The sequence below is a fragment of the Halosimplex aquaticum genome, assembly GCF_028747785.1.
Classification (GTDB): Archaea; Halobacteriota; Halobacteria; order Halobacteriales; family Haloarculaceae; genus Halosimplex; species Halosimplex aquaticum.
In genome coordinates this window covers 4,247,430-4,266,391 of sequence record NZ_CP118158.1, presented here as the reverse complement: position 1 = coordinate 4,266,391, position 18,962 = coordinate 4,247,430, and the positions used below count along the sequence as shown (strand labels likewise).

The 18,962-nt window shown below is 66.6% G+C and carries 22 protein-coding genes; 6 read left to right on the top strand and 16 right to left on the bottom strand.

From position 1 onward, the window contains the following. Positions 1-61 precede the first annotated feature (61 nt). Positions 62-982 carry a DUF7319 domain-containing protein gene (locus PSC72_RS20995; protein ID WP_274323378.1) on the bottom strand — a complete coding sequence of 307 codons (921 nt, stop codon included), beginning with the start codon at positions 980-982 and terminating at the stop codon, positions 62-64. Between the two features lie 439 nt (positions 983-1,421). Here PSC72_RS20995 and PSC72_RS20990 point away from each other — a divergent pair, with 439 nt between their 5' ends. The 5 genes from PSC72_RS20990 (at position 1,422) to PSC72_RS20970 (ending at position 5,079) form a co-directional block, all read left to right on the top strand. After that, complete coding sequence (locus PSC72_RS20990) at positions 1,422-1,820, top strand: ArsR/SmtB family transcription factor (RefSeq protein ID WP_274323377.1); 399 nt, start codon at positions 1,422-1,424, stop codon at positions 1,818-1,820. Next, positions 1,813-2,970 carry an ACR3 family arsenite efflux transporter gene (gene arsB, locus PSC72_RS20985; protein WP_274323376.1) on the top strand — a complete coding sequence of 386 codons (1,158 nt, stop codon included), beginning with the start codon at positions 1,813-1,815 and terminating at the stop codon, positions 2,968-2,970. Before PSC72_RS20990 ends, arsB begins: the two co-directional genes overlap by 8 nt. 44 nt (positions 2,971-3,014) lie before the next feature. Next, on the top strand, positions 3,015-3,470 hold the full coding sequence (locus PSC72_RS20980) for an arsenate-mycothiol transferase ArsC (RefSeq protein ID WP_274323375.1): 456 nt from the start codon (positions 3,015-3,017) through the stop codon (positions 3,468-3,470). Between the two features lie 46 nt (positions 3,471-3,516). Continuing rightward, positions 3,517-4,020, top strand: a complete 504-nt coding sequence (locus PSC72_RS20975; protein WP_274323374.1) for a DUF7321 family protein — start codon at positions 3,517-3,519, stop codon at positions 4,018-4,020. A gap of 84 nt (positions 4,021-4,104) precedes the next feature. After that, positions 4,105-5,079 carry a D-2-hydroxyacid dehydrogenase gene (locus PSC72_RS20970; RefSeq protein ID WP_274323373.1) on the top strand — a complete coding sequence of 325 codons (975 nt, stop codon included), beginning with the start codon at positions 4,105-4,107 and terminating at the stop codon, positions 5,077-5,079. Between the two features lie 21 nt (positions 5,080-5,100). Here the strand turns inward: PSC72_RS20970 and PSC72_RS20965 are convergent, their stop codons facing one another. The 8 genes from PSC72_RS20965 to PSC72_RS20930 form a co-directional block, all read right to left on the bottom strand. Beyond that, positions 5,101-5,496, bottom strand: a complete 396-nt coding sequence (locus PSC72_RS20965; protein ID WP_274323372.1) for a hypothetical protein — start codon at positions 5,494-5,496, stop codon at positions 5,101-5,103. 66 nt (positions 5,497-5,562) lie between these two features. After that, the gene (locus PSC72_RS20960; RefSeq protein WP_274323371.1) at positions 5,563-6,675 is read right to left on the bottom strand and encodes an SPFH domain-containing protein; all 1,113 of its coding nucleotides are present in this window, start codon (positions 6,673-6,675) and stop codon (positions 5,563-5,565) included. A 63-nt stretch (positions 6,676-6,738) separates the two neighbouring features. Continuing rightward, entirely contained in the window at positions 6,739-7,335 is a 597-nt protein-coding gene (locus PSC72_RS20955; RefSeq protein ID WP_274323370.1) for a DUF6663 family protein, read from the bottom strand. Between the two features lie 133 nt (positions 7,336-7,468). Further along, a complete protein-coding gene (locus PSC72_RS20950; RefSeq protein ID WP_274323369.1) occupies positions 7,469-8,245 on the bottom strand; it encodes a methyltransferase domain-containing protein in 777 nt (258 codons plus the stop codon). 99 nt (positions 8,246-8,344) lie between these two features. Beyond that, positions 8,345-9,382, bottom strand: coding sequence for an aspartate-semialdehyde dehydrogenase (gene asd, locus PSC72_RS20945; protein WP_274323368.1), 1,038 nt, complete (start codon positions 9,380-9,382; stop codon positions 8,345-8,347). A 132-nt stretch (positions 9,383-9,514) separates the two neighbouring features. Continuing rightward, positions 9,515-9,706, bottom strand: a complete 192-nt coding sequence (locus PSC72_RS20940; protein WP_123537175.1) for a 30S ribosomal protein S17e — start codon at positions 9,704-9,706, stop codon at positions 9,515-9,517. A gap of 83 nt (positions 9,707-9,789) precedes the next feature. Further along, complete coding sequence (locus PSC72_RS20935; RefSeq protein WP_274323367.1) at positions 9,790-10,503, bottom strand: SOS response-associated peptidase; 714 nt, start codon at positions 10,501-10,503, stop codon at positions 9,790-9,792. Between the two features lie 103 nt (positions 10,504-10,606). Then, positions 10,607-10,918 carry a hypothetical protein gene (locus PSC72_RS20930; protein WP_274323366.1) on the bottom strand — a complete coding sequence of 104 codons (312 nt, stop codon included), beginning with the start codon at positions 10,916-10,918 and terminating at the stop codon, positions 10,607-10,609. Between the two features lie 156 nt (positions 10,919-11,074). Between PSC72_RS20930 and PSC72_RS20925 the strand changes: the two genes are divergently transcribed. Continuing rightward, positions 11,075-11,404, top strand: a complete 330-nt coding sequence (locus tag PSC72_RS20925; protein WP_274323365.1) for a hypothetical protein — start codon at positions 11,075-11,077, stop codon at positions 11,402-11,404. Positions 11,405-11,641: 237 nt separating this feature from the next. Here PSC72_RS20925 and flaJ read toward each other — a convergent pair whose 3' ends face one another. Genes flaJ through PSC72_RS20890 form a run of 7 tightly spaced genes read right to left on the bottom strand, consistent with a single transcriptional unit; the run spans position 11,642 to position 18,873 of the window. After that, the gene (gene flaJ, locus PSC72_RS20920; protein ID WP_274323364.1) at positions 11,642-13,396 is read right to left on the bottom strand and encodes an archaellar assembly protein FlaJ; all 1,755 of its coding nucleotides are present in this window, start codon (positions 13,394-13,396) and stop codon (positions 11,642-11,644) included. Next, complete coding sequence (locus PSC72_RS20915; protein ID WP_274323363.1) at positions 13,396-15,072, bottom strand: type II/IV secretion system ATPase subunit; 1,677 nt, start codon at positions 15,070-15,072, stop codon at positions 13,396-13,398. Before PSC72_RS20915 ends, flaJ begins: the two co-directional genes overlap by 1 nt. 25 nt (positions 15,073-15,097) lie before the next feature. Further along, positions 15,098-15,859 (bottom strand): ATPase domain-containing protein, encoded by a 762-nt coding sequence (locus tag PSC72_RS20910; RefSeq protein ID WP_274323362.1) that lies wholly within the window; start codon positions 15,857-15,859, stop codon positions 15,098-15,100. After that, a complete protein-coding gene (locus PSC72_RS20905) occupies positions 15,856-16,320 on the bottom strand; it encodes a flagellar protein G (RefSeq protein WP_274323361.1) in 465 nt (154 codons plus the stop codon). The genes PSC72_RS20910 and PSC72_RS20905 overlap by 4 nt, the downstream gene beginning before the upstream one ends. 42 nt (positions 16,321-16,362) lie before the next feature. Then, positions 16,363-16,833 (bottom strand): flagellin, encoded by a 471-nt coding sequence (locus tag PSC72_RS20900; protein WP_274323360.1) that lies wholly within the window; start codon positions 16,831-16,833, stop codon positions 16,363-16,365. Continuing rightward, the gene (locus PSC72_RS20895; RefSeq protein WP_274323359.1) at positions 16,833-17,261 is read right to left on the bottom strand and encodes a flagellin; all 429 of its coding nucleotides are present in this window, start codon (positions 17,259-17,261) and stop codon (positions 16,833-16,835) included. The genes PSC72_RS20900 and PSC72_RS20895 overlap by 1 nt, the downstream gene beginning before the upstream one ends. Beyond that, entirely contained in the window at positions 17,245-18,873 is a 1,629-nt protein-coding gene (locus PSC72_RS20890; RefSeq protein ID WP_274323358.1) for a FlaD/FlaE family flagellar protein, read from the bottom strand. Before PSC72_RS20890 ends, PSC72_RS20895 begins: the two co-directional genes overlap by 17 nt. Positions 18,874-18,962: the final 89 nt, after the last annotated feature.

Genomic DNA, 18,962 nt, shown 5'->3' with positions numbered 1-18,962 from the left:
ACGGGACCCCGGTCCGAGACGGGTGCTGTCGCCGGACGGCGGAGAGGGGTCACTGTCTCCGTCACGACGCGTCGCTCTCGCCGTCCGACTCGCTCCCCGGCAGCCCCTCCGAGCGCTCCCCGGGGATCCCCTCCGCCCGCTCGGTCGCCTCCCCCTCGTCCGGCAGGAAGTCCGGTCGCTCGCCCGGTTCCAGTTCGACGGCGCGCAGCCGGTTCCGGTACTCCTCGGCCCGGAACTTGTCCGAGAGGCGGGCGTTCGCGACGACCCCGAACAGCAGCAGGCCGATCGCGAGGAAGACGACGCCCGCCAGGAGCATCCCGACGACGTTCAGCGACCGCACGCTCCCGCCACCCGGTGGCTGGATGACCCCGATACTGATCACCAGCCAGCCGCCGATCAGCAGGATTCCGGCCAGCACCTGGAAGCCCGCGACGACCTGCAACATCGTGTTACCGAGTTCGCCGCTCCCTTCGGGCACCTCCTGGGGCTCGGGGAGCAGGTCCTCCGGCGGGGCCTCGGGCACGTCGTAGGACTCCATCGACGCCAGAGCGACCGTCGGTTTCACGTCCCGCAGGACCGTGCCGTGGCCTTCCACGGAGCCGTCGCCGTAGACGGTGGCGTACCCCTCGTCGGAGTACGCCAGCACGCGGTCGTCCTGTCGCTCGACGCGGGCGAACACCTCGCGGTCGGCCACCCGACGCTTGAGGTCGGCCTCGACGCGGTCGAGCAGCTCCTGGCCCGTGATCCACGTCTCCGGGTCGAAGACGGCCTCCCACTCGTCGGCGGACATCGACTCCATGTCGGCCGGGCCGAAGTTCTGGAAGTCGTACTCGGCCTCTACCTGCTCGCGGAGCGCCTCGATGGACTCGGAGTCGCCGTCGGCCGCAGCCGACGCGTCGACCTCGCGGCTCGCGACATCGCCGCTCGCTCCGTTCGAGGTCTCCTCACCGTCGACCTCGCGGTCGTCGGCCGCGTCGCTCATTGTCGGAACTCGGTCCCCGAGGGGTAAAAGCGCCCCGACCCGCCGACGGACGCCCGACGGACAGATCCGCTGGATACCGCGGCGGCCGCCGTAGAGACTCCGACGGTCCAGCGGATCTCGACCGTCGGTACAACACCGGACCGCGCTACGCAGCGACAGTCGGTCTACGCAGCGACAGCCGCTCACTTCTCCCGCGTGCGCGTACAGATGAACCGATCCGGGACCGCTGGGTCCGATTCGGGTTGACAGACTTCGAACGCAGGTCGGAACTAGGTCGCGAGCTGCTGAGGTATCGGCCCGATCCAGTTCAAATCTCACTCAACTGTTCTAAGAACGGGACCAGCATTCAAAGATCAAGAGTGGAGATATATGCCACAAAATCGACTCACCTGCATATCGACCGGAACAGTTAATTTAGGACTCGTTCAACCGACGGTCGATGGCCACGGGAACGGAGCGGCTTCGACGGTATCTCGACGACGAACTCGGAGAGTGTCGCAGCGAGGACGTAGAGCGTCGGCTCGACGAACTCGGGGCGCTCGAAGCGGCGCTCGGGTCGGCACAGGTCGACGCGGAACTCGATGTCCTCTCGGCCCTCTCGAACGAGACGCGGTACACGCTCGTTCGCGTGCTCGTCGCCGCGGGCGAGGAGTTGTGCGTCTGCGAACTGAACGCCGTCGTCGACGTCTCCGAGAGCGGGCTCAGTCACGCGCTCTCCGCGCTCGTCGACGCGGGACTGGTCGACGGTCGGAAAGACGGCCGCTGGAAGAAGTACCGCGCGACCAACCGCGCCGTGGCCCTCGTCACGGTCCTCGACGGGAGCGTGAACGATGAGTAACGCCCACGACCACGGGCCTGACTGCGACTGCGAGTCCTGTGGGGACCCACGCTCGATAGATTTCCTCGACAAGTACCTCACCGTCTGGATCTTCGGCGCGATGGCCGTCGGCGTCGGCCTGGGCTACGTCGCACCGTCCGTGACACAGCCGATTCAGGATCTGCACCTGGTCGAGATCGGCCTCGTGGCGATGATGTACCCGCCGCTGGCGAAGGCGGACTACTCGCGGCTCCCGACCGTGTTCCGCAACTGGCGCGTGCTGGGCCTGAGCCTCGTCCAGAACTGGCTCATCGGCCCGACGCTGATGTTCGGGCTCGCCGTCTTCTTCTTCAGCGGGCTCGTCCCCGGCCTTCCGGCCCGTCCGGAGTTCTTCCTCGGCCTCGTCTTCATCGGGATGGCCCGCTGCATCGCGATGGTCCTCGTCTGGAACGAACTCGCGGAGGGCTCGACCGAGTACGTCACCGGCCTCGTCGCGTTCAACAGCCTCTTCCAGATCCTCACCTACGGGGTGTACGTCTGGTTTTTCGCCCTGTTCTTGCCCCCGCTTCTGGGCATGGAGACGCTCGTCGACGGTATCACGGCGTTCGACATCACACCGATGCAAGTGTTCGAGGCGATCGTCGTCTTCCTCGGCATCCCGTTCGCCGCCGGGTTCCTCTCGCGGTACGTCGGGACCCGAGCGAAGAGCGAGGAGTGGTACGACGAGCAGTTCGTCCCGGCGATCGACCCGCTGACGCTGGTCGCCCTGCTCTTCACGGTGATCGTGATGTTCGCCACGCAGGGCGAGACCATCGTCGCCGCGCCCGCCGACGTGTTACTCATCGCGGTGCCGCTGACGATCTACTTCGTCGTGATGTTCCTGGTGAGCTTCGGGATGGGGCGGGGCATCGGTGCGGACTACTCGACGACGACGGCGATCGGCTTCACCGCGGCGAGCAACAACTTCGAACTCGCCATCGCCGTCGCCGTCGCCGTGTTCGGCGTCGGCTCCGGCGTGGCCTTCACCACCGTCGTCGGCCCGCTCATCGAAGTCCCGGTCCTGCTCGCGCTGGTCAACGTCGCGCTGTACTTCCAGCGGAGATTCGACTGGGGAGAGCCCGCGGCGGGACCGCCCGGACCGGCCGCCGGCGAACCGACGACCGACGACTAACCGACACCCGAACACCCACCGATACCCAACCGACACGACACACGATGTCCACCGAGACCGACACCACCGACACTACCGAACCGACTCGCATCGCCTTCATGTGCGTCCAGAACGCCGGCCGCTCCCAGATGTCCACCGCGTTCGCCGAGCGAGAGCGCGAGCGGCGGGGACTCGAAAACGAGATCGAGATCCTGACCGGCGGAACCCACCCCGCCGACCGCGTCCACGAGGAAGTGGTCGAGGTGATGGGCGAAGCCGGATTCGACCTCTCCGACCGGACGCCCCGCGAGATCGACCTCGAAGAACTCCGCTCGTGCGACTACGTCGCGACGATGGGCTGTTCGACGCTCGACGTCGGCCAGGTCGGCGACGACGTGACCGTGGCCGACTGGGCGCTCGACGACCCGGACGGCGAGGACCCCGAGCGGGTCCGCGAGATCCGCGACGAGATCGAAGCCCGAGTCGCGGCGCTGTTCGACGAGATCGAGTCCGCGGAGTGAGCGGACTTTCGGCACGGTTTAGGAGGTATGGCCGATAGAGTCGGCCATGGTCACGGACAGGGTGATCGCGACGGTCGTGCTGCTGGCCGTGACGGCGAGTTTCCCCTGTTTCTTCTACGGCGCCTGGTACATCATCGAGACCGAACCGGTCACCTGGAACGTCCTGACGCACCACCTGAAGTTCGTCGTGACGGGGCTCGTCCTGACGACCGTGCCGCTGGTGACGTGGATGGCGCCCCGGCTGCTCGACCAGTTCGGGAGCTTCGCGATGGTCCACGCCTTCCTGGGACTGCAGGCCTACGCGATGCTCGCGTTCGGCCTCACCGGCATCCTCCGCATCTTCTCCGCCAAGCGCCGCCACGACCTCTACAACGACTACGACGAGGACGTCCTCCTCGACGAGATCGGCTCCGACCGGATGAGTCACTGGCGCAGTCGCGTGCGGATCGGCGTCTTCGGCTACGTCATCTTCTGGGTCCTCGCCTACGGCGCCGGCGTCGCCCGGTACGTCCTGCGCTACGACATCCTCGAACTCGTCCCCGGGCTCTAAATGGGGACGGTTCCCCCCCGACGCGGTCGTGAGATGCGGGGCCGACGACGGGCTTTTTGAGGGACCACACCGAACTGACGGCCCATGACCGCCGATTCGACGGGCGAGCACCCCGAAGTACTCGTGTTACGACAGAACATCCACGGCATCTCCCCGACGGAGTACGTCGCCGCGCTGCGCGAACGGCTCCCGGATCGGGAGGTCGGCTTCGCCGCGACGCCCGACCAGGAGCGAGAGATGCTCCCGGAGGCCCGCGTGGTCGCCGGGTTCTCCCTCGACGAGGACGACATCGAGCACGCCGAGAACCTCGAACTGTTCGCGTGTTCGTTCGCCGGCGTCGACCACCTGCCGCTCGACGCGTTCCGCGAGCACGACGTCGCCGTCACCAACGCCTCGGGCGTCCACGGGCCGAACATCGGCGAGTACGCCGTCGGCGCGATCCTTACCTTCACCCGGGACTTCCTCGAGTCCCGACGCCGCCAGCGCCGCCGCGAGTGGCGCTCACACAAGACCGGCGAACTCGCCGGGAGCACCGTCGCCGTCGTCGGCATGGGCCCCATCGGCGAGTCCATCGTCCAGCGACTCCAGGGATTCGACGTCGACACAGTCGGTGTCCGCTACACGCCGGAGAAGGGCGGGCCGACCGACGAAGTCTACGGTTACGAGGACATCGGCGAGGCCGTCGCCGACGCCGCCTACGTCGTCCTCGCCTGTCCGCTCACCGACGCGACCGAGCACCTGATCGACGCCGAGGTGTTCCAGACGATGCCCACCGACTCCGTGCTGATCAACGCCGCCCGCGGCGGCGTCGTCCACACCGGTGACCTCGTCGACGCGCTCCGCTCGAACAACATCCGCGGCGCCGCCCTGGACGTGACCGACCCCGAACCGCTCCCCGAGGACCACGAGCTGTGGACGTTCGAGAACGTCCTCGTCACGCCGCACAACGCGGGCCACACGCCCGAGTACTTCGAGCGCCTCGCGGACATCGTCGCCGAAGCCGTCGCCACCGCCGAGGAGTCCGGCGAGTGGGCGGACCTGCCCAACCAGGTCGTCTGACCGGAACCCAGTTCTCGCCGGTCAGGCGCCGGTCTCGTCCGCCGACTCGCGGTAGCCCGATCGGGCTTCGAGGAACAGGTATCCGATCGCGACGACGCCGCCGATGGCGGCCAGCAGTCCGTCGGTGGTGACCGGACCGACGGCGACCGGGTCTGTCACGGCCGAGGCCGCGCCCAGAGCGACGATGACGCCGACAGCACCGACGAACCGCCACCGCGAGGAGACCGGGACGAGTCCGTCCTCGCCGCGCCACGCGAGATAGAGGTGCGCACCGGCGAGGACGACGCCGTTGAACGCGGCGAGTGCCGCGAACGCGACGGGGCTCTCGGCGTCGAAGACGAACGGGGACAGGACAGCCATGCCGGCGAACGCGAGGGCGACGACCGTCACGTGGACGGCGGTATCGCGGGAGACCATACTCGACTGTCATCTCGGCACCTGAAAAGCCTTGAGTCCGCCGGCTCCGACGGACGGGACGGGCGGCTACTCCCGCTCGTCGATCACGTCGTCGGCGTCGAGGTCCTCGCCTTCCTGGATGGCCTGGGCCTGCTCTTCCATCTCCTCGACGTCGACCTCCGTCTGTTCGATCTCCCCCGCCATCTCCGCGATGTTGTCGAGGCCGATTAGTTCGCGCGTCTCGGCGTCGAAGTTCAGGCTGTCGAGTTCGCCCTGGCCGTTGGCCTTCGCCATGTCGCTCACGTCGCTGCCGGTGAGGTGCTTGCCGTAGCGGCCCAGCAGCGAGGACATCTCCTGGGGAAGGATGAACGTGGAGGACTCGCCCTGACCGATATTTTCGAGGGTCTCCATCCCCTTGTCGATGATGGCGCGCTCGCCCATCGACTCGGCGGACTTCGCCCGCAGCACCGTCGAGATGGCGTCGCCCTGTGCTTCGAGGATCTGGCTCTGTTTCGACCCCTGGGCGCGGACGATGTCGGACTGTTTCGCCCCCTGCGCCTGCTCGATAGCGGAGCGCCGTTCACCCTGCGCTTCGAGGATCATCGCGCGGCGCCGACGCTCGGCGGAAGTCTGCTGTTCCATGGCCTGTTTGACGCCCGCCGCGGGGTTGACCTCGCGGACCTCGACGCTCTCGACGCGGATGCCCCACTCGTCGGTGGGCTCGTCTAACTCCTCGCGGATGCGCGCGTTGATCATCTCTCGCCGCGAGAGGGTGTCGTCGAGTTCCATGTCGCCCAGCACCGCGCGCAGCGTCGTCTGGGCGAGGTTCGAGACGGCGCGCTTGTACTCCTCGACCTGCAGGAACGCCTTCTTGGCGTCCATCACCTTGATGTAGACCACGGCGTCGGCGGTCACCGGCGAGTTGTCGCGGGTGATCGCTTCCTGCTGGGGGACGTCGATCGTCTGGGTACGCATGTCGAACGGGTAGGTCCGGCTCACGAACGGCGGAATGACGTGGATCCCGGGTTCGAGCAGTTCGCGGTACTCGCCGAAGACCGTCAGCGCCTCCTTCTCGTAGGCCTCGACGATCTCGATCGCCGAGTACACCGCCGCGATGGCGATCAGCAGGAGCAGTCCGCCGACTACGACCAGCGGAGAGACGCCGAACGCTTGGAGGGGGACGGTAGCCGAGAGGCTCATACGTATGCTAGCGTGGTACAGACAGATAAGCGGTCGCACGGACGAGCGCACCGCGGGAGCGGCTCAGACCAGCGGTTCGTCGGGAGCGTCGCGCTCGTAGGTCTCGCGGAGCGTCTCCGCGAAGCGGCCCTCTTTGTCCAGTGCGATAGTGACGACGGTGTAGGCGCCGTCCGCGGGTCGCAGGACGAACAGTTCTCGGGGCGCCGGCTCGGTGTCGGCCTCGTCGTTGATCCGGTCGACGAGCGGTTCGAGCGGGCGGGCGCCCCCGCGGAAGTCGTCGAAGACGCTCGGCTGGCCGGCGTCGGCGAAGACGTAACAGACGCCGTTGACCTGGTTGTCGGTGTTGTACGTCTGCGTGGCGTTCATGCCCTCGCCGGCCGCTCGCGTCTCTTCCCAGAGGTTCTGTGCGACTTCGAATATCGGGTCCGCGTCCTCGACGAAGGTGTACAGCGTCGGGCGCACCACCGAGAGCGACCGCACCGTCGGCTCCTCCGATCCCCAGTCGAGCGCGGCGTCCACGAGGTAGCCCGGGCGCAGGTCCCCGACGGGGGCGTCGTGCCCCTCGACGGGAACCGCGACAGTCTCGAAGGTGTCGCGGTCGAGAAAGCGCCACGTCTCGTCGTCGCGGCCGGGCAACACGCGGTAGGTCCCCTCGTCCATAGTCAAGGTACGGAGTCAGGTGTGAAAACGTCGTCCGTTCGGGCGTGGGGGCGACTGCAGAACGGTCCGACGGATCGCGGACCAGCAGGTCCCGCTCCCCGGCGGACCTCGACGGAGTGTTCGGCGGCGACGGTCAGCCGTCTTCGCGCGGTTTTCTCGCCAGATAGACGAACTGCGTGCCGCAGGAGAGGAACTCCCCCGCGTCGTCGAGCGCCCGGAGGTCCGATTCCCAGGCGTCGATCGTCGACTGGTCCACGGGCGACTGCTCCGAGAGGATCTCGCGGCGAACTTCGATACCCCGCTCGACCTGTTCGTTGATCGCCGTGTGAAGCACCGAGACTGCGTGGACGTCCGAGACGTGGAATCCCGCGGCGGGGAGGAGGCTCCGCAATCGAGTACCGAGATGTCGGTCCGGTCGGACGTCTCGATAGGCCGCTTCGATACGTCTCGCTCGGTCACGGTCGGTTGAGTGTAGCACGTGGGCGTCCGAGTCCCCCGCGACGACCGCGATCCGTCCGCCGGGTTCGAGCACCCGGTGTATTTCGGCCAGCGCAGCGTCGACGTCGCCGACGAACTGCAGAACTTGCTTGGCGAGGGCGACGTCGAAACTTCCGTCCCGTATCGGCAGGTCGGTGACATCGCCTCGTTCGAACGAAACCTGCGGACGGCCCGCACAGCGCTCTCTCGCCCTCGTCAAGATCGCTCCGTTCACGTCGACCCCGAGAACGCGGCCGCCTTCGCCGACGGCTCCGGCGATCTCCGCCGGCTCGTATCCCGGTCCGCATCCGACCGAGAGCACGGACTCCCCGGAGGACAGGCCGAGGGCGTTTCTGACGAATTCGCGGAGTGCTTCTGCGCTCGACACCGCGGAGATCCGCTCTAGCATCTCCGTCTCCTCGCTGCCGGACATTTCCGGGGCTTCGCAGGGGCAACTAACGAACGTTCGTTTCGGTGCAGTATCTGCGAGAATCAGGTGGGAAGCGCTGCGGAGAGACCGGTCGCGGAGCGATTACAGGTAGCCGGTATCGAGCAGGAGTTCGCCGTTCAGCACGGACGCGCCGGCCGCGCCGCGGAGCGTGTTGTGGGCGAGGCAGTTGAACTGCAGGCCGTGGGTGGTCTCCTGGACGCCGCCCACGGAGACGGTCATCCCGTTGCCGAGGTTGCGGTCCATGCGGGGCTGGGGGCGGTCGGGCTCGTCGAAGACCTTGATGAGCTGATCCGGGGAGCTCGGGAGGTCGAGCGACGGGTACGCTTCCAGCGCCTCCTCGGCCTCGGAGGGAGTGAGGTCCTCCGCGGTGTCGGCCCAGACGTTTTCGAGGTGGCCGTCGATGGTCGGGATCCGGTTACACGAGGCCGAGACGTCGGCGTCGTGCCACTCGACCTCGGCGCCGTCGAAGGTGCCCAGCAGTTTGCGGGACTCGGTCTCCATCTTCCCCTCTTCCTTGCCGATGTGGGGGATGGCGTTGTCGATGATCTCCATCGAGGAGACGCCGGAGTAGCCGGCGCCGGAGACCGCCTGCAGGGTGGCGACCTCGATCCGTTCGAGGCCGGCGGCGTCGTCGATGGCCGCCAGCGGCGGGACCATCGTGATCGTCGAGCAGTTGGGGTTCTTGACGAGGGCGCCGTCCCAGCCGCGCTCGTCGCGCTGGACTTCGATGAGGTCGAGGTGGTCGGCGTTGACCTCGGGGATGACGAGCGGGACGTCGTCGTCCGAGCGGGCGTTCGAGGAGTTCGAGGAGACGACGTAGCCGGCCTCGCAGAAGTCCGATTCGACGCGCTCGCCGACGCTAGAGGGGAGCGACGAGAAGATGAGTTCCACGTCGTCGGGGACGGCGCCGGGCTCGGTCGCCACGACTTCGGTTTCGGCCACGTCCTCCGGGATGGGCATGTCGATGCGCCACTTGCTCGCCTCGCGGTAGCTCTTGCCCACGCTGGACTCGCTCGCGGTGAGCGCTTCGATCTCGAAGTCGGGGTTCGGGTCGAGTAGCTGGATGAGTCGCTGTCCGACGGCGCCCGTCGCACCGAGGATGCCTACGCTGACAGTCATTGATCCGGGATAGAGAGACGCCTCCTCAAAACAGTTTGGATACGTCTACCACGGTCAGGAACTATCATGGGCGATTTCGCGGGACCGCGCGGCCGCTCCGGGCGAACTGAAAGAGAGAGGAGAGAACCGCGCCTACGCTTCGGCGGGCTGGGCGTTCTTGCTGGTGACGTAGCCGGCGATGCGATTCCGGACGCCCTTCGATTCGACGTTCGTGAGCTCTGTGACGACGTCCTTGTTGTGCTCGAAGTCGTCGCCGAAGGCGTTCGGATACCGCTCCATCAGCAGCGTCGCCGTCTTCTTGACGTAGGCGGGTTTGATAGCCATACCCGCCTGTTCAGCCCTCGCGCCCTAAAAGGATTCGAATCGGCGCCACCGGGAGCCCGCTGACCGTGACCGAGACCCGCGCGTCAGGTCCCCGCCTCGACCGGTTCCAGGACGGCCGGCGAGTCGTTGGACGGATCGTTTACCGCCGTCGAGACCGGATAGGTGCGCATCTCGTCGCCGGGATACGGGTCAAGCAGCGCCTCGGCCTCGTCAGGGTCGTCCGAGAGCCACCCGTCCTCCTCGTCGGGTGCGAGGACGACGGCCATCCGGTGGTGGAGCTCCGCGACGGCGTCGTTGGGCTCGGTCGTCACGACGGTGAACGTCTCGACGGGTTCGGGCTCGGCGTCCGGGTCGGACCCCCCGCCGAAGTCGCCGAGGCCTGTCTGGGTCTGCGGGGGCGTCCACCGCTCCCAGAGCCCCGCCATCGCGAACAGGCCGTCGTCGCCGAGAGCGACGCGGTAGGGCTGTTTCCCCCCGCTGTCCGTCTCGGCCCACTCGTAGAACCCGTCGGCGGGAACGAGACACCGGCGCCGCTCGTACGCCTCGCTGAAGCTCGACTTCCGTCGGATCGTTTCCGCGCGTGCGTTGATGAACTCGAACTCGGAGCGGTCGTCGGCCCAGGAAGGGACGAGCCCCCACTCCATGCGCTGGATGGTCTCGGGTTCGTCGCCGGTGATAACGGGGAGGGGCTGGCTCGGCGCGGCGTTGTACCGCGGTTCGAACTCGAAGTCGAAGGTCGCGCCGAACCGCTCCTCGATGTCGTCGGGCGGCGCGAAGAGACTGTATCGGCCACACATACCGCCCCATTCGGGCGCCAGCGGCATAACGGCATCTGCTTCGGAGTCCTGCGACGAGGACACGAGTGCACGAGGACGGGGGCGCAAGCGGGGCGACGACCCGTCAGTCGTCGACGTCCAGCGCGGCGGCGAGGATGTTGGCGTCGGCGACGACTTTGAACGCGGCGCCGACGACGCCGCCGAAGAAGAACGTGGCGCCGACGAGGACGATACCCAACCCGACGATCTGCCGGACGATCTGCGCGACCCCGCCGACGAACGGCGGGTTGACGAACAGCGAGAGGCCGATCGGGAGCAGGAGCGTCCCGACGAGGTAGAGGATGATGAGGCGCCGCATCTCCGGGTGGAGCGCGTACGCGACGGCCGAGTCGAAGTCGACGGGCGAACGACTGAGCGTGTCTTCCGGTTCCGGCATGGTCACTACTGTTAGCCCGCAGCCATAGTAATTGGTATCTATCGCCTGTCACGCAGACTGATCGCACGTCAGGCACCGGATTAGGCCGCTTTAGCCGGCCTGTACCCGGTAGTAGCCGTCCGATAGCAATGGTGGGTGCCGACCCATCTGCGATCGATGGCAACTCACGAGGGGGCGAGGACGGATCTCACGTCCGGCATCTGGGCGATCGCATTGGTCGCGTTCGGCGCGTTCGACGTGGCGCTGACCGCGGCCGCCGTCGGGACCGGCGTGGCGGCAGAAGCCCACCCGGTCGTGCGCGCGGCGATCCAGCAGTTCGGTCTGGTCGTCCTCCCGGTCTGGAAGGCGGTCCTCCTCGCCGGGTTCTACGCGCTGTACCGGGCGACGCCGCGACCCTACGACGTCGGCGTCCCGCTCGGCCTCGCGATCGCCGGCGTCGGCGTCGGCATCTGGAACGTCGCCGTGGTCGTCTTCGCGATCGCATAGGCCGCGATAGACGAGGCCCTGCGGAGAGAACTAGCATCCGCGCCGACGGGACGTGAGGCGCGGTTCACCGTCAGAGCTTCGCTCTGACGAGCCCGCAGTCGTTCGCGGTGCTCACTCCTGCGGACACCGAACTCGCGCGGAGCGCGAGTTCGGCTTTTTCACCCATGTTTTTGGTCCGGGGGGTCCCCGCAGGGCCGAAGGCCCGAGGAGACCCCCGGACGAAAAAAAAGATGGTCTTCAGATGGCGAGGAACTGCGTGACCAGCCACTTGGTGATGGCGGCGGTGATCGAGCCGACCCACGTGAGCGCGACGAAGTGGACGTAGGTGTTGATCTTGTGGCCGCCGTCGACGGTGCGGACCATCAGCGCCGAGAGCATGGCGCCGAACATGATGATGATAACCAGGAGGAACTCGATGAGGGGGATGTTGTACACCTCGGTGTTGATGAGGCTGCCGACGTCGAAGTTGCTGGTGTTGCTCTGGAGGTCGAGGCTCATCGAGGCGAGGATGTTGACGACCTGGAGACCGATGAAGAAGGCGAACGTCGAGGCGGCGGTGATACCGTAGAGGAGGCCGATGAGGGTGGTCGTCGCCTGGGTGCGGCGCTGGCGGAGCTGCTGGACCTCCATCATGTTCTCGGAGATGAGCTCGCCGAGGAGCTTGGGGTCGCCCCCCATCTCCCGGCCGATGAGGTACATCTCGGAGAACTTCTGGATGAGCGAGGAGCGACACTCGGCGGTGAAGTGACGCCACGCCTCGGTCGTCTCGATGCGCATGTTCAGCCGCTTGTAGAGGTTGTCGACGTTGTCCGTGAGGGGGCCGAAGTCCTTCTTGCGGAGGCTCTCCAGCACGGTCGAGGTCGTGGACTGCTTGGCGCCCTCGGTGGCGCCGAGCGCGCGGATGAAACTCGGGAACTCCTCGTCGCGGGCCTTGATCTTCTTCTCCTCGGCGTTGACCACGATCCCCGGGATCAACAGGGGGAGCGTGGGGATGGCCGCGTAGAACGGCAGCGGGAGGGGATCGACGAAGAAGACCACGTCGTCGAGGGTGACGGGACTGACGCCGAGCATGCCGGCGAGCGAGAAGACCAACAGGAGCGTCGAGAGGACGGTCCCGGCGATCGTCGCGTTGCGGATCTTGTCCTCGATGGGGGAGTGTTTGTCCTCGGGGTGGTACCAGAGCGGGTCGTGCGGGGCCATCGAGCGGATGGCGAGGTAGAACCCCGACTGGACGAACACGTAGAGGACGATCACGGCGCTGACGGTCATCGTCGGGTTCGTTCCGGTGAGAACGGGGAGGACGACGGCGAACACGAGCGCGAACGTCATCGAGAGGATCATCGACAGGTAGAGGTCCTTCATGACCTCCAGGTTGTCCAGGGTCCCCCCGTAGACGGTCTTGTAGTTCTGGATGATCTGGCTCTGCTCGGAGATGAGGTAGTCGTCGAGCGCCTGGCCGGCCCCGAGAGTGTAGCCGAGGCGGTCGAAGAAGTCGGAGACGGCGTCGCTGGGGACCTGTTTGGCCCGGCGGCGACAGGCGTCGTCGAGGCTCTGGTTCCAGGTGTCGACGAGTTCGACGACGCGGCCGATCTCGGCGGCCATCTCGCCGTACTGGTCCTGCTGTGAGAGCTGGCGGAACACCTCCATGCGGTCGATGTTGGTCGTCGCGAGGACCGTCATGTGGGTGACGACGAGGTGGAACTGGTTGTTGAGCTCGCTCTTGCGCTGGGAGAGGAGGATCTTCGGGTAGAACACGGCGGAGACGAACATCAGGAAGCCCAGAAGCGGGATCGGCCCGCGGATCATCAGGGGCAGGTCGAGGAGGAGTCCGATCCCGAGCGTGGCGACGAAAAACACCGCCGACGGGACGAGGATGACGCCGAGGTACCGGTTCAGCGGCATCGGCATCTGCTGGTAGGCGTCTATCAGGCCCGAGAGGGCGCTGGTGACCGTGAGTTCCAGGTCGCTCGCGGACTCGTCAGCGGACGCCATCAGTTCTCCCGGTGGATGTCGAAGGGGAGTCCCTCGACGCCGTCGCGCTGGAAGTCCTCGATCAGTTCGTTGACCTCGTGATAGCCGAGGATGCCCTCCTGGATCGCCCGCTCGATGACGCTCGCGCGGAAGTTCAGGTCGTCGTAGATGTCGCGGGTGTCCTCGTAGCCCAGCAGGGTCGCGATCTGCTCTTCGAGGACGAACGAGTTGTTCATCCCCTGGAAGATGATCTCGTCCTCGACGGGGTCCCAGTAGAACGACTGGCGGGTGACGACCCCGTCCATCTCCTTGGAGTACCCCTCGATCTCCTGGACCGAGGTGACTCGGCGCAGGACCTGGTCGCCCTGCTTGACGCGGTTCTGGAACAGCGCCACGTCGGCCACGTCCATGAACGTCTCGGGGACGTTGATCGGCTCGCCGGTGAAGCGCTGGATCATCGAGACGATGTCGCTCGCGTGGAAGGTCAGCATGACCGGGTGGCCCGTCTGGGCGGCCTGGAACGCCATGCGACCCTCTTCGCCACGGACCTCACCGACGATGATGTAGTCGGGGCGCGAACGCAGCGCGGCCGCGACGAGGTCGAACATGTCGACGCTGGAGCCCTCGTCCTCGCCCTCGCGAGTCAGGAGCTTCTGCCACGTGTCGTGGGGCGGCAGGACCTCTGCGGTGTCCTCCGCGGTGTAGATCTTCGCGTCTCGGGGGATGAACGCCATGATGGAGTTCAGCGTCGTCGTCTTCCCTGACGCCGTCTCCCCGACGACGAAGACCGTCTGCTCGTTCTCCAGGCAGAGCCAGAGGTACGCCGCCAGTTGCGGGGAGAGCGTCCCCCACTTCGTAATCTGGAAGATCGAGAGCGGCACGTCGTCGCCCTGACGGATGGTGAGCGAGGGGCCCTTGACGGACACGTCGTCGGAGTAGATGAGGTTGAGACGCGACCCGTCGGGGAGGGTGGAGTCGACGATGGGGTCGGAGTCGGAGACGGGGTCGCCGATGCGCTCGCCCATGTTCTTGAGCCACTGGTCGTACTCCTCGGGGGTGCCGAAGTCGACCGTCGTCGAGAGCATGCCGTAGACGGCGTGGTCGACGTGGCACTCGTGGGGGCCGATGACGTGGATGTCCTCGTTCGCCGGGTCGCGCATGACCGGTTCGAGCGGGCCGAGCCCGACGATGTCGCGGTTGAGCCGGTAGAGGATGTTCTCGTAGGTGTGCTCGGTCACCTCGACCTTGCCGATGTTCGCGAACCTGTTGAACCGGGAGAGGACGCCGTTCTCGTCGCTCGCGCCGGTTTTGATGGTGGTGGACTCCTGGAGGAGCTCCTCGATGCGGTCGTCGTACTCGTTGTCGCTGGTCGGCGCGGGCTTGGAGACGCTCTTCTGGAGGAGCTTGTTGCGGACCTTCTCGAAGACGACCTTCTCCTCGTCGTCGAGTTCCGGCTCGATGGCGTAGTACTTCATGTCCTGGCCGATGTCCCCGTAGATGTGACAGAAGATGGGGCCACCGACGGGGTAGAGGACGTTCGGCCGGTGGGACTCGTAGTCGTCGTCGGCCTCCTCGATGAACGTGGGGAACTCCCCGGTGATCTGCTTGAACTTCTTCAGGTGGTCCATCAGGTGTGGCCGGCGCGATGCGACCTGTCTGAGCTCGTCCGAGGGTTTGGGTCGTCCGTGGTCAGTCATGTGTGTGCTGTGCTCCTTGAGTCGGTTACGCGACGCTGCGCGATTCGATCACGATGCCGGTACCCGAGCGGACCGAGTACCCGATGGAGTCGCCGACCTGTTCGCCCATGCCCGCGAAGCGGAGGACGCTGATCTGTCGGCGGACGTCGTTGCCGACCTCGACCATCTCCAGTTCGAGGAAGACGTCGGCGATGGCCCGGAACGGGCCGATGGCCTCCTCGTCCAGCGTCGAGGGGTCGACGGTGAGCATGATGACCTTCCCCTGGGAGATGATGTCCCGGAAGAAGGAGATGATCTCCAGGGCGGCCTGGCGCTCGTCGTTCTGGCGGACCAGCGCCTCGAACTTGGGGTCATTGCGGAGGATGGCGTCGAAGGTGTCGATGATGACGACCTCCGACTCCCACATGACCTCCGCCTCCATCAGGCGCTTGAGCAGTTCCTTCCGGTCGCCCTCCTCCTCCTGGCCCGAGAAGGTGTTCCCGTCGCCGATGTCGGCGTGCAGGAACAGCATGTTCTCGTCGAGCAGGTGCTCGACCATGCCGTAGTCCAGCGAGTGCATCTGGTCGAGGAAGCTGCCGACCGTCAGCTCCGTCGAGAGCATCGTGACCGTGTGGCCCTCCTCGCAGAACCCGTAGGAGAACCGCTGGCTGATGGCCGACTTGCCGGCGCCGTAGTCGCCCTCGACGAGGACGATGCTGCCCGGCGGGATGCCCCCGCCGAGTTCCTTGTTCAGTCGGTCGCGCTCCTTCAGTCCCAGTGAGAGTAGGTCGGTGGTTGCGATGCTCATGTTCGGAACTCGAATACCTCCTCGTCGCCGTTGACGATCACCTTGACGCGGTGGTCGCTGTTGGTCGCCAGCGGGCTGTCCGACCGGTCGATCTCGACTTCCAAGACGGTCCCCGGTCGCCAGGTCACGCCGTCGGCTCGCAGGGTCACGTCGACGTCCGTCTCGAACTGCCCGTTGACGAAGACGTTGATCGCGCTCTTGTCGGCCGCGAGCGTCTCCGAGCCCGTGTTCTTGACGTGGAGCGTGATGTTGTTGTTACCGGCGCTGTTGTACACCGACTGCGAGCCGCTGTCGCTGATGATCTCGACGTCCGTGCGGACGTCCTGGCTGACCTGCAGTCCCTGGTCGTCGATCGCGTTGCTCAGCTGTCCGACGGTGTCCGTGAACACGCCCGCGACGCTGGCGGCCACCAGCATCGAGGCGATGAACAGGATCATGTGCGAGACGGAGACGCTAGCCACGGTGGATCACCTCCGTTGCCGACCCCCAGCGGGGAGTGACGCTCACGAACATGAGAGCGTCGACACCTCCTGTGAGTCGGCCACGCCGGGGCCGGAGACGACCTTGACGGACCGGGGCGCGGTGTCGAGGCCGCTCTCCTCGATAGTGAGCCGTTCCCCCGGGAACCACAGCTTCGTGTTCGGTTCGGTCCCGTTGACGGTCCCGTCGACGACGGTGTCGTCCCACTGCGCCCGGTAGTCGTTGTCGAGCAACAGGTCGGTGTCGGGCACCAGGAGCTTCGTGTCCCCGGTGTTGTTGATCCGGACCTGAACGCCACAGGTCGCGTCCGTGAGCAGACTGATCGACGTGATCTCGATCGCCGTGCCGTGGACGCGGTCGACGCGGTCGGTCCGGTCCTCGCGGGCCTCGGTCACGCGCTCCATCGCGTTGGAGACGCTCCCGTAGTAGGCCCCCAGCGCGATGAACAGGCCGAGCAGGACGACCACGAGCGACCCGCTGACGCTGAACCCCATCAGCTCACCACCTCCGAGTCGGAGACGCCGGATTCGGTGACGAGCTTGACGTGGCTGCCGGTCGACGAGACGGTGATCGTGATCTGTTCGCCCGGGACCCACAGGTCGACCGGCTTCTGGCTGCCCTCGAAGAGGACGTCGCCCTGCCAGCCGGTCTGGTACTCGTTGTCCACGAGGACGTCGGTCCGGTTGAGCGACAGTGCGACCGACCCGGTGTTGGTCGCCGTTATCTCCAGGTCGCCGTTCGAGGTGGTCGCCGAGTCGATGACGACGTCGGTGTTCTTCTCGGCGAGCGCGGCGTCCGAGCGGTCGCTCTGGGCCTCGCTGACGCGTTCGAAGCTGTTCGAGGCGGCCGTCTGCCACATCCCGAATGCGATGAACAGACCGATGAAGATGAGCGCCGCCGAGCCGCTAACGCTGAAGCCCATCGGCACCACCTCCGCGGCGCCCCGAAAGCTTCGAGAGGGCGACTGCCTCGGCGGCGTCACCGTCGAGCTGACTGATGTAGCGCAGGCTCTCGGTGTGGTGGTCGATCGTGAGTCCGCCCTCGCCGCCCGACCCGTCGAACCCGCGCAGGTATGCCTGCAGGTCGTCGGCGACCGGCTCGGACACCCAGTCGATCGTCTCGTAGTAGTCGATGGCCCGCGCCGTCTCGCGGACGCCGACCTGGTCGACGAGGTACTCCAGCCACTCGACGACGACGAGTTCGCTCGCGAGCCCCTCCGGCATCGTCGCCAGGTACGGCTTCCCGTCCGAGCCGGTGTCGCTCGTCGAGCCGGCATCGGCCGACGCAGTCGCCGTCTCTGCCGGTTCCGGCTCGGGGTCCGGCTCCGCGACCGGTTCGGGGTCGGGCTCCGGTTCAGTCGCGGGCTCCGGTTCCGGTTCAGTCGCCGGTTCCGGCTCCGGTTCGGGTTCGGGCTCAGGTTCGGGATCGGTCGTCTCGGCCTCGTCTCCCAGCCCGTCGTCTTCGACCACCTCGTCGAAGAGGTCGTCGTCGGCGAGGTCGCCGCCGGTCTCCTCCTCGGAGTCGTCGGCGTCCAGTAGCTCGTCGGCGTCGCCGAGGTCGTCTTCGAGGGAGTCGTCGCCCTCGTCGTCGTCGAGTTCGTCCGCCCATTCGGCGTCGCCGGACTCGTACTCGTCTTTCAGTTCCGCGAAGGACTTGCCGCCTTCGCCGTCGCCTGTGGATTCACTCATGTCCTCACTCTCTCCATCGAGGTCGTCGGCCTCGTCGAAGCCGCCGTCGTCGAAGTCGTCCATGCCGCCGAAGTCGTCGCCCTCGTCGAGCGACCCGTCGTCGAACGTCCCGCCGTCGTCCTCGAAAGCGTCGCCACCGCCGTCCATGCCGCCGCCCATGACGTCGTCGACGCTGCCCTCGGGCGCGGCGTCGTCCTCGACGAGGTCCTCGTCGAAGAAGCCCTCCGCGTCCGCGTTGGCGATCTCGTCGTCGAGGTCGTCGTCGGATTCGTCGCCGCCGTCGTCGTCGTCGAACAGACCGAAGTTCCCGCCGCCGCCGCCGGCGCCCATCCCGCCGGGTTCCATGTCGTCGGCGAACGGGTTGACGCCCCGGGTGACCATCTCGTAGATGTCGAGGAGTTTCCGGACGTTCTCCTCGACGTCTTCGACGGTTTCGGAGATCTGCTCGTTCTCGTTGCGGACGGTGTTGACGGTCGAGGAGAGGCTGCCGACCTCGGTCTCCAGCTCGTCGAGCCGGTGTTCGAGTTCGTCGGTGTCCGAGCCGCCCTCGTCCATGTCACCGAAGTCGTCGTCGCCGAACTCGCCGAACTCGTCGCCCCCGCCGTCGTCGTCCAGCCCGCCGAAGCCGCCGAGGTCGTCGTCTTCGTCGCCCTCTTCGGCCATCAGTCCGCCGTCGGCCATGCTCTCGTCCCCGTCGTCGCCGTCGTCACCGCCGTCGCCGAAGATGTCGATCATCTGCCGGATGCTCATCCCGACGGCGCCGCTGGTCAGCATCACCAGCAGCGCGGGAAGCGCCTCCGACGCGCCCGGCGCGATGGGGCCGAACGACTGTGCGACGAGGCTCATTACGTCCAGAGGTTCACTCAGATACCCTTCAATGTACCGTTTTTAGTATCATTACTGATAACAAACTCGTTAATACGATCCTACCGACG